The following is a 13,865-nucleotide window of genomic DNA, read 5'->3' on the forward strand; positions in this document are numbered from 1 at the left end:
TGACGCCCATATCAGGCGTCCGCGCCTTCCGCAGCCTCGGTGCCGGCTTCTTCGCCCGCAGCGGCTTCAGCGTCGGCTTCCGCATCCTCATCGGAGGCCAGATCGGCTTCCGTAATCCAGCCCATCTTCAGGCGGGCGGCCACGACCATCTGCTCGGCTTCGGCGCGCGACACGTCGAAATTGGAGAAGACGCCCGGCATGAACTTGGTCTCGCCGTCCTTGCGTTCTTTCCAGCCGACGAGGTCGTCGACGGCATAGCCGGCGAAATCCTCGATCGTCTTCACGTCGTCTTCGCCGACCGCAACCATCATGGCGGTGGTGATGCCCGGCAGCTCGCGCAGTTCGTCGCTCACGCCCAGTTCGATGCGCTTGGCGTCGTGCTCTGCTTCGATACGCTCCAGATATTCGCGGGCGCGCATCTGGATTTCGCCGGCGGTCTCCTCGTCGAAGCCGTCGATGGAGGCGATTTCATCCGCATCCACATAGGCCACTTCCTCGACGCTGGTGAAGCCTTCCGAAGCGAGCACCTGGCCGACCATCTCGTCGACGTTCAGGGCTTCCATGAAGAGTCTGGAGCGCTCGGAGAACTCCTTCTGGCGGCGGCTCGACTCTTCTTCCTCGGTCAGGATGTCGATATCCCAGCCGGTGAGCTGCGAGGCGAGGCGCACGTTCTGGCCGCGGCGGCCGATGGCCAGCGAAAGCTGGTCGTCCGGCACCACCACCTCGATGCGCTCTGCATCTTCGTCAAGCACCACCTTGGCAACTTCGGCCGGCTGCAGCGCGTTGACGATGAAGGATGCCGCATTCTCGTTCCACGGAATGATGTCGATCTTCTCGCCCTGCAGTTCGCCGACCACCGCCTGGACGCGGCTGCCGCGCATGCCCACGCACGCGCCGACCGGATCGATCGATGAATCATGGCTGATCACGGCGATCTTGGCGCGCGAGCCCGGATCGCGGGCCACCGAGCGGATTTCGATGATGCCGTCGTAGATTTCCGGCACTTCCATCGCAAACAGCTTGGCCATGAACTGCGGATGCGTGCGCGACAGGAAAATCTGCGGGCCGCGCTGTTCGCGGCGCACGTCGTAGACGTAGGCGCGAACGCGGTCGCCATACTTGAAGATTTCGCGGGGGATCAGTTCGTCGCGGCGGATAATGGCTTCGCCGCGGCCCAGATCGACAATCACATTGCCATATTCCACGCGCTTGACGGTACCGTTGACGATCTCGCCGATGCGATCCTTGTATTCATCAAACTGACGGTCGCGCTCGGCTTCGCGCACCTTCTGCACGATCACCTGCTTGGCTGACTGGGCGGCGATGCGACCGAAATCCATCGGCGGAAGCTGCTCGGCGATGAAATCGCCGACCTGCGCGTCGGGGTTGCGCGTACGTGCGGCCCTAAGGTCGATCTCGCGGGCAGGCTCTTCGACCGTCTCGACGACTTCCATCAGGCGCTGCAGTTTCATCTCGCCGGTCTGCGGGTTGATGTCGGCGCGGATATTGGTCTCCTGGCCGTAGCGCGAGCGTGCCGCCTTCTGGATGGCGTCCGCCATGGCGGCCAGCACGATCTGCTTGTCGATCGACTTTTCGCGGGCAACCGCGTCGGCGATCTGCAGAAGCTCCAGCCTGTTTGCACTGACCGTCATGTCACTCTCCTTCGGCGTCGTTTCCGGGCTCATCGTCCCGGGCCGTTTCCAAATCAATGTTCTTGCCGGATCGTGCGGCAGCCCGCTCCGTGGCGGAAGGGCGGCGTTCGCGCTTGCGCTGCCGACGTTCTTCCTTGTCTTGCTTCAAGGCATCGCGAACCAGTTCGTCCGTCAGGATGAGCCGCGCCTCGGCAATCGCCTCGAAAGGAATCCCGTAAACCACATCCTCGTCGCCCTCAGCCTCGACCGTCTCCGGTTCAATGGTCACGGTCTCCTCGTCGCATTCCACGATATAGCCGCGAAACCGTTTGCGTCCCTCCAGGAGGACGGAGGTTTCGATCTTCACGATATGGCCCACTGCCGCGTTGAAATCCGAAGCGCGCACCAGCGGGCGGTCGATGCCCGGCGAGGAAATTTCGAGTTGGTAGGCCGAGGCAACCGGGTCTTCGACATCGAGCACCGGCGACAAGGCAAGGCTCACTGCCTCGCAATCTTCCACCGTCATTGTGCCGTCCGGCCGTTCCGCCATGATCTGCAGCGTCGCGCCATCCTGAGCGGTCATGCGCACGCGTACCAGCCGATAGCCGAGGGCGCCAAGAACAGGAGATACCACCGAAGCGACACGCGCTTCCAGTCCGCTTTCGCGGATGAGCCGGTCATCGCTGGCTGCAGCAGCTGCCGCGCCGCCCGGTTGTGCTGTTCCTGAAACTGTCGTCACTGAGCCTCCAAGGGCCTCTTTTAACAAAAAAGAGCGGGACCGGCTGGACCCACTCTCCGTCATATCGACCAAGAATTTGAACCCGATATAGCCGAACCTGCCTCATTTTACAAGATGCCAAGCGCCTTCTTGTCAGCCTCTTGCCCGGTCTCCCTGTCGGGAACCGTTGATGCTGCATTGCACAAATGCATGGCTGTCCTGCCAATTCGGCACTTCTTATCGGAGCGTTACAGGCTTATCTCATGTTGCAACGCACAATGAAAGGAACAAGGCAATGGCCGCACGCGCTCGCAGCTTCATGAGGGGCATCGGTGATTTCTTCGGTACGTTCGAAAGCGCCATGGCGGTTTCCGCTGCGGTTCGTGATCGTCGCCGCGTCAAGGAAACCGACCTGATGCGCCTTGGCATCGATCCTTCCCAGTTCTACCAGATTCGTAACTGATCCGGATCGAACTCGTTCCGCCTTTCCCGCTTGCGCCGGCCTCCCCGGCGCACGGGAAGGCCGAAGTCTCGCGGAAGGGCGATTGGCCCACAGACTTCAAAGCCCGATGGCTTTCCGCCGCCGTGTCCCTGCGGCCACCAATTCTCCCTTGCTTGCCAGTCTGATCGAACCATGCCGGGTCATATCCCGCGCGGTCTGCTATTATGTGTGATCGGGCGTTGGATTGAGCTTGCATATTGACATAAAGATATCTTTATGTGACCTACGGCTCTTTCAAGAGAGGCAGTACAAGTGTCGCAATCGTCCATTGATACCCTCTTCGGCCCGGTCGCGCCGAAGTCCGACGGCTCGGATGTGTTCGAGGCTCTGCGCATGGCTGCGCGCGAGCGTATCCTGATCCTCGATGGCGCGATGGGCACGCAGATCCAGAGCTTGAAGCTGGACGAGGACCATTTCCGTGGAGACCGCTTCATCGGTTGCGAGTGCCATCAGGCCGGCAACAACGATCTCCTGATCCTGACCCAGCCGAAGGAAATCGAGGAAATCCATTACCGCTACGCCAAGGCGGGCGCCGATATCCTCGAGACCAACACTTTCTCCTCCACCACCATCGCCCAGGCCGACTACGCGATGGAAGATGTGGTCTACGAGTTGAACCGGGACGGCGCGCGCCTTGCCAAGCGGGCGGCGATCCGCGCCGAACAGGAAGATGGCCGCCGCCGTTTCGTCGCCGGGGCGCTCGGCCCCACAAACCGGACGGCTTCCATCTCGCCCGACGTCAACAATCCGGGTTTCCGCGCCATCAGTTTCGATGAGTTGCGCATTGCCTATGGCGAGCAGCTTCGCGGCCTCGTCGACGGCGGATCCGACATCATCCTGATCGAAACCATCTTCGACACGCTGAACGCCAAGGCTGCGATCTTCGCCACCGAGGAAATCTTTATCGAGAAAGGCGTGCGCCTGCCGGTGATGATTTCCGGCACCATCACGGACCTGTCCGGCCGCACGCTTTCGGGCCAGACGCCCACCGCCTTCTGGTATTCGGTGCGGCACGCGCGGCCTTTCACGGTCGGCCTCAATTGCGCGCTGGGTGCTGCCGCTATGCGCCCGCATCTGGCGGAGCTTTCGGGCGTCGCCGAAACCCTGATCTGCGCCTATCCCAATGCCGGTCTGCCCAATGCTTTCGGCGAATATGACGAGAGCCCGGAGATCATGTCCGCGCAGGTCTCCGAATTTGCCCGTGAGGGGCTGGTGAATGTGGTGGGCGGCTGCTGCGGTTCCACGCCGGAGCATATCGCAGCCATCGCCGAGGCCGTTGCGAGCCACAAGCCGCGTTCGGTGCCGAACCGGCCAGTGCAGATGCGCCTGTCGGGACTGGAGCCCTTCACGCTCACCGACGATATTCCTTTCGTCAATGTGGGCGAGCGCACCAATGTCACGGGCTCGGCTCGCTTCCGCAAGCTGATCACCGCCGGCGACTACGCCACGGCGCTCGATGTCGCGCGCGACCAGGTGGATAACGGTGCCCAGATCATCGACATCAACATGGACGAGGGGCTGATCGACTCCCAGAAGGTGATGGTCGAGTATCTGAACCTTGTCGCAGCCGAGCCGGACATTGCCCGCGTGCCCGTCATGATCGATTCCTCCAAATGGGAGGTGATCGAGGCCGGCCTGAAATGCGTCCAGGGCAAGCCCGTGGTCAATTCAATCTCGCTCAAGGAAGGCGAGGACAACTTCCTGCATCAGGCGCGTTTATGCCGGGCCTACGGTGCGGCGGTCGTCGTCATGGCATTCGACGAGACGGGACAGGCCGACACCGAGGCGCGCAAAGTCGAAATCTGCACCCGCGCTTACAAGATTTTGACAGAGCAGGTGGGCTTCCCCCCGGAAGACATCATCTTCGACCCGAACATCTTCGCCGTCGCCACCGGCATCGAGGAGCATGACAATTACGGCGTCGACTACATCGAGGCGACCCGCAAGATCACGGCAACGCTGCCCCATGTGCATGTCTCGGGCGGCGTTTCCAACCTGTCCTTCTCCTTCCGTGGCAACGAACCCGTGCGCGAGGCGATGCACGCCGTGTTCCTCTACCACGCCATCCAGGTGGGCATGGACATGGGCATCGTCAATGCCGGCCAGCTCGCGGTTTACGAGACCATCGATGCGGAGCTGCGCGAGGCGTGCGAGGACGTCGTCCTGAACCGCCAGCCCAGGGCAGGCGGCACCGCCACCGAGCGCCTGCTGGAGATTGCCGAGCGCTTCAAGGGAACCGGCGGCAAGGAAGCCAAGGAAAAGGACCTGGCCTGGCGTGAATGGCCGGTCGAGAAGCGCCTTGAGCACGCGCTGGTGAATGGCATCACCGAGTTCATTGAGGCTGATACGGAAGAAGCCCGGCTGGCGGCCGAACGCCCGTTACACGTCATCGAAGGTCCTCTCATGGCCGGCATGAACGTGGTGGGCGATCTGTTCGGCGCCGGCAAGATGTTCCTGCCGCAGGTGGTGAAGTCGGCCCGTGTGATGAAGCAGGCCGTGGCCGTTCTTCTGCCCTACATGGAAGAGGAAAAGCTGGCCAGTGGTTCGGTGCGCGAGAGCGCCGGCAGGGTGCTGATGGCGACGGTGAAGGGCGATGTCCATGACATCGGCAAGAACATCGTGGGCGTCGTGCTTGCCTGCAACAATTACGAGATCATCGATTTGGGCGTGATGGTGCCCGCAGCGAAGATTCTCGAGACGGCGCGATCGGAGAATGTCGATATCATCGGCCTGTCTGGCCTCATCACGCCTTCGCTCGACGAGATGGCCCATGTGGCCGCAGAGATGGAGCGCGAGGGCTTCGACATACCGCTCCTGATCGGTGGCGCGACGACCAGCCGCGTCCATACTGCGGTGAAGATTCATCCGCGTTACGAGCGCGGTCAGGCGGTCTATGTCACCGATGCGAGCCGCGCGGTGGGCGTGGTCTCCAACCTTCTGTCCAACGAAGCCAAGCCCGGCTACATCGAAAGCCTGCGCGCCGAATACCGCAAGGTGGCCGACGCACATGCACGTTCGGAAGCCGAGAAGCAACGCCTGCCGTTGCCCGCCGCCCGCGCCAATCCGCATCGCACCGACTGGACGTCCTATACACCGCCCAGGCCTTCCTTCCTTGGCACCCGTGTGTTCGAGAGCTGGGACCTGGCGGAACTTGCGAACTATATCGACTGGACGCCCTTCTTCCAGACCTGGGAGATGAAGGGCCGGTTCCCGAAGATACTCGAAGACGAGAAGCAGGGTGCTGCCGCCCGCCAGCTTTACGATGATGCGCGGGCCATGCTCGCCAAGATCATTGAGGAAAAGTGGTTCACCCCGCGTGCCGTGGTCGGCTTCTGGCCGGCCAATGCGGTGGGCGACGATATCGATCTCTACACGGACGAAACCCGCAGCGAGCGGCTCGACACGTTCTTCACGCTGCGCCAGCAGCTGACCAAGCGGGACGGCAAGCCGAACCTTGCCCTGTCGGATTTCGTTGCCCCAAGGGAGAGCGGCAAGCCCGATTATCTTGGCGGGTTCGTTGTCACCGCGGGCATCGAGGAGGTAGCCATCGCCGAGCGTTTCGAGCGCGCTAATGACGATTATTCCTCGATCATGGTGAAGGCGCTGGCCGACCGTTTCGCGGAAGCCTTTGCAGAGCGCATGCATGAAAAGGTGCGCCGCGAATTCTGGGGCTATGCCTCCGATGAGACCTTCACTCCGGAAGAGCTGATTAGCGAACCCTACAAGGGCATTCGCCCGGCACCGGGCTATCCCGCGCAGCCCGACCATACGGAAAAGGTCACGCTTTTCCGTCTGCTGGACGCGGAGGCGAAGGCCGGCGTGAAGCTGACGGAAAGCTATGCCATGTGGCCGGGCTCCTCCGTTTCGGGTCTCTATTTCTCCAATCCGGAAGCCTATTATTTTGGCGTGGCGAAGGTGGAGCGCGATCAGGTCGAGGATTATGCGCGCCGCAAGGGCATGGATGTCGTCGAGGTCGAGCGCTGGCTGGGCCCGGTCCTGAACTATATTCCCGGACCGAGCGTGGCGGCGGCCGAATAAAACGGCGGCACTTCAGTCCGCCAGATAATCTGGATAGAGTGCAAGGGCCAGCGCGCGGATGGCATCTGCCGTGCGTGGCCCGAAGCCCAGCATGTAGGGGCCGTCGAGCACGATCAGAGCACGGTCGCGTGCCGCCGGTGACGTGCTGAGCGCGGCTACGGCGAACACATCTTCCGCTGCCGGGCCGCCGCGCCCGTCAGCCATCATCAGAATGGCTTGCGGCTCCATTGCAAGAAGCGCTTCCTCCGAGGCGGCCTTGTAGCCGTCGAAATGGCCGAAGGGGTTGATGCCGCCGGACTGGCGGATGATGGCATCCGCGGCCGTTCCTCCTCCTGCCGCCGTCAACCGTGCAATCCCGTGAAAGAAGATCACTTTCTTGCGGGCCGCCGCCGGCACGCGCTCGACGAGGGCGGAAACAGCTTCGAAATCCCTGGCGATTTCATCGGCAAGTTTCCGGCCTTCCTCCTCTCGGTTCAGCGTTTCAGCGATGAGCGCGATTTTGCGGGCGACGCCGTTCATGGAATTGTCTTCGGGAATGAAAACGACCGGCACCGAAAACGCCTTCAATACGTCCACGACCTCTGGCGGTCCGATATCCTCCGCCGCAAGGATGAGTTCCGGCTTCAACGAAAGCAGGCCTTCCGCCGAAAGCGCCCGCCGATAACCGACATTGGGCAGGCCGTTGGCTTCCTCGGGATAACGGCTGCTGCGGTCGACACCGACCAGCCGGCCTCCCGCGCCAAGCGCATAGACGATCTCCGTCACGTCCGGTCCGAGCGAAAGGACACGCATTGTCTCAGGCACTGCGACCTGACGGCCAAGGGCGTCGGTTACCGTGGTTTGCGCCATCGCCGGCATACGTGCCGTCATGGTCACGAACAGCGTTGCGGCAAGAACGAGGAAGCCGATGGAGCGAAGGCCTGAAAGCCGTGTGTTGGGAGGTTGGAGGCGGGTCATGATCGTGTCTCCGGGGTGTCATGGAGCGCCACGGATATCGTGCTCGAGGGCTCGTGTAAATTTATTATGACAATTATGGTCAGAATATATTGACCGCCATAACGCTCTGCCGTAATCAGCCTTTAGTTCAAGCTCGCCAAGTTGCAGGAAGCAGCCCCAGCCAGCCCCCGGTAGCCCGCCAGAGAAGCGGATCGCCGGTGTCTCAACCTGCGGGCTTGAAGATGGCCCGCCTCATTTAAAGGGGCTTCAGATGGGCGTGACTTCACGGACGATTAGCCGATTAATGACTGCCACGATACTGGCCGGGTTTACCGGGTTGGTCCTTGTGCCCGCACAGGCCTTCGGTCAGGAATCCGCAACCAACACGGCCGAAAAGACCGGCCGCGTGACGTTGCTTGACCGGCTGACAATTTCCGCCACCTGGGTGGATGAGGCGGCAATCGACGCTCTGGCTGCCGAATCCCATGTGGACCGCGAAGAACTCGAGCGTATCCAACCCAACACGGCAGCCGATGTGTTCCGCAGCGTGCCGGGTGTGGCCGCTTCGATGAATGGTGACGATCCGGCTACCGCCATCAATATTCGCGGCATGCAGCAATATGGTCGCGTCGTGGTGACGCTCGATGGCGCCAGGCAGGATTATTGGCGTGTCGGCCATGGCTCGGGATCGTTTTATGTGGAGCCGGAGCTTCTGAAGGAAGTCACGGTCATCCGCGGCCCTGTTTCCAACACGTTCGGCACGGGTGGCATCGGCGGTGTTGTCGCATTTGAGACCATGGATGCGCGCGACTTTCTGAAGTCGAACGAGCGCTGGGCACTGAGTGAAAAGCTTTCCTACGAAACCAATGGCAAGGGCTTTTTGACGAGCACCACCGGCGCCTATCGCTTTACCGACAATTTCGACGTGATCGGCAATCTGGTCTATCGCGACCTTGATGCCTACAAGGACGGAAACGGCGACACCGTGCCATGGACGGAAAACTCCGTTCTCAGCGGCTATCTGAAAGGCAGTTTCCGCTTTGCCGAGGATCAGGAGCTGAAGCTCGGCATGGTCCAGCAGAAATACAACGACTTCATTACGGGCTCCAGCGGATCGCCTTCGGCATCGCTCAGCCGGTATGACGCCGACACCGTAAATCGTACCTACACCGCCTCATACACCTACAACCCGGCAGGCAATGACCTGATCGATTTTGGCATAGACGTTTATCACAACGAGACCCGTGCCGATCAGTATCAGGTGTGGCCATCCTCGCGCATCGGCAACACGCGCTACTATGACGTCTCCACCACCGGCTTCAACGCGCGTAATTCCTCGCGCTTCGACGCCTATGGCCTGGCGCATACGCTGACCTATGGCGGCGATTTCCATCATCTGGAGGGCGATTCCGATGCCGATCATTTCGGCGCGGGATCGCAGGACTCCGGTGGGGCCTTCCTGCAATGGAAGGGCGAATATTCCGACTGGCTCGAGGTGATCGCCGCGCTGCGCTACGATGCCTATCAGCTCGATGGCCAGACCAAGACCCTCGAAGACGCTTCGCTCAGCGGCAATCGATGGTCGCCGCGCCTGAGCGTTGCGGTCACGCCCTTCGAAGGTTTCCAGGTCTACGGATCCTATTCCGAAGGTTATCGCGCTCCGACCCTTCAGGATGTGTTCCGCGGTGGCGGCGCTCATGGTTCCGGCAACAGCTATGTGCCCAACCTGCTTCTGCAGCCGGAAGTCGCCAAGAGCTGGGAAGCGGGTGTCAACATCAAGCTCGACGATGTGCTCGTCGCCAACGATTCGCTGCGCGGCAAGATCAACCTCTTCCACACCAAGGTGGAGGACTACATCGATGTTGATCTCACAAATCCCATTCGTTCGGCCCGTAATCTGGGCGATGCGCGCCTGCGCGGCATCGAAGTCGAAGGTCTCTACGATTTCAACTGGGGTTTCGTGAACCTCTCCGGAGCGTTGGTCGATGCCGAGTTCACGAGCGGCGTCTATGCCGGTCAGCCGCTTACCAACACACCGCTTGACCGCTTTTCGGCCACGCTCGGCTTCCGGGCCTTCGATGAGCGCCTGACCTATGGTGCCCAGTTCCTGAGCGTTGGGGAAATCACCCGCACGAGCCGCTCCGATCCCACCGCGGCGCTGGAAACAAGCGACGGCTTCCAGCTCGTCAATCTCTTTGCGGACTGGAAGGTCAACGAGCACACCCGGCTCGGCTTCGGTGTCGAGAATCTGTTCAACGAGAAATACACCGACCCGCAATCCTCCTGGTCGTCCAGCGCGGCGACCGAACAGGGTAAGGGCCGCACGTTCAAGGTCAGCCTCACGGGCCGCATCGGAGGCTGAAACGGCGATGAAAACTTCAGGAGAAATGGCATGAGTGCGTTGCAATGCCGGGCCGAAATCGGTCTGCGACAATTGCCGGATTATATGCCGGCGATCATCGATCGTCTTGCCAGCTTCGAGGGCGAGGTGGAGCAGGGCGGCAGTGGGGTCTCTCTCCGCTATGCCTTTGGCCGCGCACATCTGGGAACGGGAGAAAACCGCCTTTTGATGGCGTTGGAAGCCGGCGATGTGGACGGGCTGCAACGCCTGCGTGAGCTGGTGACGGTGGCCGTACAGATATACGCGAAGGCAGAGAGCCCTCAGATCGTCTGGCAAGGCGACCTTGCGGGCGACCGGGCGCTTGCCACATTTCGCAAGATTCGCGTGGAAGAGGTGTCGCAGCTCACTCCGCATATGATGCGCTTTCGCTTTTCGGGTGAGAATCTCGCCCGCTATAGTCAGTTCGGCGGCATGCATGTGCGGATGCTTTTCCCGACGCCCGAAAATCCGAATCCCGTCTGGCCGGTTTCGGGCGCGAATGGGCTGCCGGCCTGGCCATCGCAGGAGCGCCGGCCTGCAGCGCGCGTCTATACCATCCGGCATCTCGATAGCATTTCAGGAACCATGGACATCGACTTCGTGATCCATGGCGATGAGGGGGTGGGGTCGGCCTGGGCATTGCGGGCAAGACCGGGTGATGAAGTCGGCATCATCGGACCGCTTGGACGCCCCGTCCGGAACGCCGATTGGTATGTGATCGGTTGCGATGAAACAGGGCTTCCCGCAGCCGCCCGTCTGATCGAGAATCTCGGGCCGCAGGTTCGTGGCAAGGCCTTCATCGAGGTCTTGAGCGCGGGCGAGCGGCAGGAGATCGCCCATCCGGAAGGCTTCTCGATCAGCTGGATCTATCGTGAAGAAGAGGCAGCACCCGGCGAGCGGCTGGCCGATGCGGTTGCCGCCATTCGCTGGCCCGAGGGAGAAAATTGCTTTGGCTGGTTCGCAGCGGAAGCCGAACCCGCCCGGCGCCTGCGCGAATACTGGCGCGAAACTCTCTCCTACGGCCGCGATCGCACGCTCGTTGCCGGCTACTGGAAGCGCGGCGTCGCCGGCCTGATGGCCGGCTGAGGGCCCGGTAGGGCACAGTGTTGCGCCCCTGTGCCTTCACCCCCGTCCACGATAGGTCGCTACACCCTGGTCGGGCAGCCACACGTCGCGCGGCGGCTCTCCAGTCTGGTAGAACACATCGATGGGCATGCCGCCGCGCGGATACCAGTAGCCGCCGATGCGCAGCCATTCGGGCTCCAGCAGATCGGCAAGCCGCCGCCCGATGGACACGGTGCAGTCCTCATGGAAAGCGCCATGGTTGCGGAAGGAGCCGAGATAGAGCTTCAGCGATTTGCTCTCCACCAGCCAGCCCGCCGGCACATAGTCGATCACGAGGTGCGCGAAATCGGGTTGTCCGGTAAGTGGGCACAGCGAAGTGAACTCCGGCGCTGTGAAGCGCACGGCATAGCGCGCGTCCTTCTGCGGGTTCGGCACCCGCTCCAGAACGGCTTGCTCGGGAGAGGTCGGCAGTTCCGTTCGTCTGCCGAGCTGGGTGAGATTGGCATAGATGTTTTCATCGCTCATCGGTGAGTTCCTTATTCAGATCGGTTCACCGTTTCACGGAAACCCTGAACCGATCTATCTCTTTGTTTTTCCGCATTTATGCAGACGTCAGGTGATTCCACCTGACTGCAAAATGCTCTAGACGCCGCGCCGGTTGCCCCAAAGGAGCACATGCAGCTGCGGCAGGATATGCGGGGCGAACCAGCGGTCTTCAGCCGTCCTGTCGACGAGCCAGCGCATGCGCTGCAGGATGCCTTCCATGTCGATCGCGGCGTCCAGCGCCTCAGGGGGCGGCGGCGTGTGGTTTCCCGGCTGGAGATAGAGCGGCAGGGTGGGGAAACGCGCTGCGGCGGCCTTCGCCCAAAGATAATCCTCTTCGTCGAAGACGACGATCTTGAGAACGCACCGCGCCGGTCCTGCGGCTTCCAGGCATTCTTCGAAGCGTGCCCAGTCCACGGTCTCGCCAGAAGAGGGGGGCTTGGGGCTGAGAACCAGCATATCCAGAAGATCGAACCAGTCTCGCGCCACGGAGCCCTGGGTCTCCATGGCGAAGCGATACCCTTCCGGTTTGCCGGTCTCAATCAGTGCGCGGAAGGGCTGGATGGCTGGATTGCCGCCCGAGAGCGACACGGTTAGCGGAACCTCGCCGGAAAGCTCGCGCACTTTTGCCCAGACATGCCGGGTTTCCATGGGCGTCCAGCCGTGACGATGGGCATTGTCGACCGCATGCAGGCTGTCGCACCAGCGGCAGCGATAGTCGCAACCGCCTGCACGCACGAAGACGGTCGGCAGGCCGATCAGCGCGCCTTCGCCCTGGATCGTCGGGCCGAATATCTCGGCAATGCGCAGCGTGCTCACGGGCGGTACTCGGCCCAGGTCTTGGGCGTTTCGCTGACCCGCACCGCGCTCACCTCGCTCCATCGTGCCTTGCACCAATCATAGAGCGCCTTGGCGAGAAATTCCGCCGTCACGCCGTCATGGCCGAACACCTCGTTGAGATGGCGATGGTCGAGCGTGTTGTCGATATGGCGCTTCAGCGGGTCGAGCTCCCGGTAGTCGCGAACGAAGCCGTGATTGTCGAGCCGCTCGCCTGCCAGTTCGACCACGACGATGTAATTGTGTCCATGCAGCCGCGCGCAGGAGTGGTCGTCCGGCAGGTTGGCGAGCCGATGCGAGGCGGAGAAATGAAACTCCTTGCTGACCCTATACATGGCGCGCCTCCCGACCCGTGGCGCGGAGCCAGAAATCCGGATCATCATAGATCGTGGGGTCGTCGATGCCCGCTTCGAAAAAGGCCTCGCGGCGCTCCACGCAGGTGCCGCAACGCCCGCAATGGTGCTCTGCGCCCTTGTAGCAGGACCATGTTTCGGCGAAGGGCGTTTCGGCTCGCGCGCCTTCGCGCACGATGTCGCCCTTCGTCCCATTGAGGAACGGTGTATAGAGCCGTATCGCCCCCATGCCCTCGAGTGCGGCGTCCTGCATGGCCTGAAAGGCGTTGATGAAGGCTGGGCGGCAGTCGGGGTAGATGAAATGGTCGCCGCTGTGAACGGCTGCCGCAACCGCATCGTCGCGCCGGGCCGAAGCCATGCCGAAGGCAATGGCGAGCATGATGGCGTTGCGGTTAGGCACCACGGTGATGCGCATCGTCTCTTCCGCGTAGTGCCCGTCCGGCACTTCGATGGCGTCGGTCAGTGCCGATCCGCCGAGGTGGCTTCCGACGGCTGAAATATCGATGACATCGTGCAGGACACCGAGCCTCTCCGCCGCACGTGCGGCGAAATCCAGTTCCTTGCTGTGCCTTTGGCCGTAATCGAAGGAGACGAGGCCGGTGAGTGTGTGTTCCCGCGCCACCTTATGGGCAAGGGAAACGGAATCGAGTCCGCCGGAGCAGACGACGAGTGTCTTCATGCTTGGGTTCCTTGTTTTGATTGCCGGGTAGGCTGCGACCGGCGCCGGACTTCAAATCCGGCAGAACGCACCTAGCAGAGCCGGGAGGCAAAGAAAAGCGCGATGGCATTGTTCATGGACTGCCGTGCGATTCTGTCCCTTTGCCTCGGCGGAAAATGGGGTATAGGTGCCACGCGCGGGCAG

General features: G+C 61.8%; 11 protein-coding genes. 4 read left to right on the top strand and 7 right to left on the bottom strand.

Annotated elements, in window-relative coordinates; all coding sequences use genetic code 11:
- Nucleotides 1-11 precede the first annotated feature (11 nt).
- Both nusA and rimP read right to left on the bottom strand, forming a co-directional pair.
- Nucleotides 12-1,652, bottom strand: a complete 1,641-nt coding sequence (gene nusA, locus NA8A_RS01470) for a transcription termination factor NusA (RefSeq protein WP_009755609.1) — start codon at nt 1,650-1,652, stop codon at nt 12-14.
- 1 nt (nt 1,653) lies between these two features.
- On the bottom strand, nt 1,654-2,370 hold the full coding sequence (rimP, locus tag NA8A_RS01475) for a ribosome maturation factor RimP (protein WP_009755610.1): 717 nt from the start codon (nt 2,368-2,370) through the stop codon (nt 1,654-1,656).
- 274 nt (nt 2,371-2,644) lie between these two features.
- On the opposite strand from rimP, the gene NA8A_RS25245 reads away from it, so the two are divergent.
- Entirely contained in the window at nt 2,645-2,812 is a 168-nt protein-coding gene (locus NA8A_RS25245; protein WP_009755611.1) for a hypothetical protein, read from the top strand.
- A gap of 291 nt (nt 2,813-3,103) precedes the next feature.
- A complete protein-coding gene (gene metH / locus NA8A_RS01480) occupies nt 3,104-6,889 on the top strand; it encodes a methionine synthase (RefSeq protein ID WP_009755612.1) in 3,786 nt (1,261 codons plus the stop codon).
- Between the two features lie 12 nt (nt 6,890-6,901).
- Here the strand turns inward: metH and NA8A_RS01485 are convergent, their stop codons facing one another.
- Complete coding sequence (locus NA8A_RS01485; RefSeq protein WP_009755613.1) at nt 6,902-7,846, bottom strand: heme/hemin ABC transporter substrate-binding protein; 945 nt, start codon at nt 7,844-7,846, stop codon at nt 6,902-6,904.
- 283 nt (nt 7,847-8,129) lie between these two features.
- On the opposite strand from NA8A_RS01485, the gene NA8A_RS01490 reads away from it, so the two are divergent.
- Both NA8A_RS01490 and NA8A_RS01495 read left to right on the top strand, forming a co-directional pair.
- The gene (locus tag NA8A_RS01490; protein WP_009755614.1) at nt 8,130-10,187 is read left to right on the top strand and encodes a TonB-dependent hemoglobin/transferrin/lactoferrin family receptor; all 2,058 of its coding nucleotides are present in this window, start codon (nt 8,130-8,132) and stop codon (nt 10,185-10,187) included.
- A gap of 30 nt (nt 10,188-10,217) precedes the next feature.
- Nucleotides 10,218-11,291 (top strand): siderophore-interacting protein, encoded by a 1,074-nt coding sequence (locus tag NA8A_RS01495; protein WP_009755615.1) that lies wholly within the window; start codon nt 10,218-10,220, stop codon nt 11,289-11,291.
- Nucleotides 11,292-11,327: 36 nt separating this feature from the next.
- On the opposite strand, the gene queF is transcribed toward NA8A_RS01495, so the two are convergent.
- The 4 genes from queF to queC all read right to left on the bottom strand — a co-directional run bounded on the left by queF (nt 11,328) and on the right by queC (nt 13,682).
- A complete protein-coding gene (gene queF / locus NA8A_RS01500; protein WP_009755616.1) occupies nt 11,328-11,795 on the bottom strand; it encodes a preQ(1) synthase in 468 nt (155 codons plus the stop codon).
- A 117-nt stretch (nt 11,796-11,912) separates the two neighbouring features.
- A complete protein-coding gene (gene queE / locus NA8A_RS01505; RefSeq protein ID WP_009755617.1) occupies nt 11,913-12,632 on the bottom strand; it encodes a 7-carboxy-7-deazaguanine synthase QueE in 720 nt (239 codons plus the stop codon).
- Nucleotides 12,629-12,985 (bottom strand): 6-carboxytetrahydropterin synthase QueD, encoded by a 357-nt coding sequence (gene queD / locus NA8A_RS01510; RefSeq protein WP_009755618.1) that lies wholly within the window; start codon nt 12,983-12,985, stop codon nt 12,629-12,631. The genes queE and queD overlap by 4 nt, the downstream gene beginning before the upstream one ends.
- A complete protein-coding gene (queC, locus tag NA8A_RS01515) occupies nt 12,978-13,682 on the bottom strand; it encodes a 7-cyano-7-deazaguanine synthase QueC (protein ID WP_009755619.1) in 705 nt (234 codons plus the stop codon). Before queC ends, queD begins: the two co-directional genes overlap by 8 nt.
- Nucleotides 13,683-13,865: the final 183 nt, after the last annotated feature.

The organism is Nitratireductor indicus C115 (assembly GCF_000300515.1).
Classification (GTDB): Bacteria; Pseudomonadota; Alphaproteobacteria; order Rhizobiales; family Rhizobiaceae; genus Nitratireductor; species Nitratireductor indicus.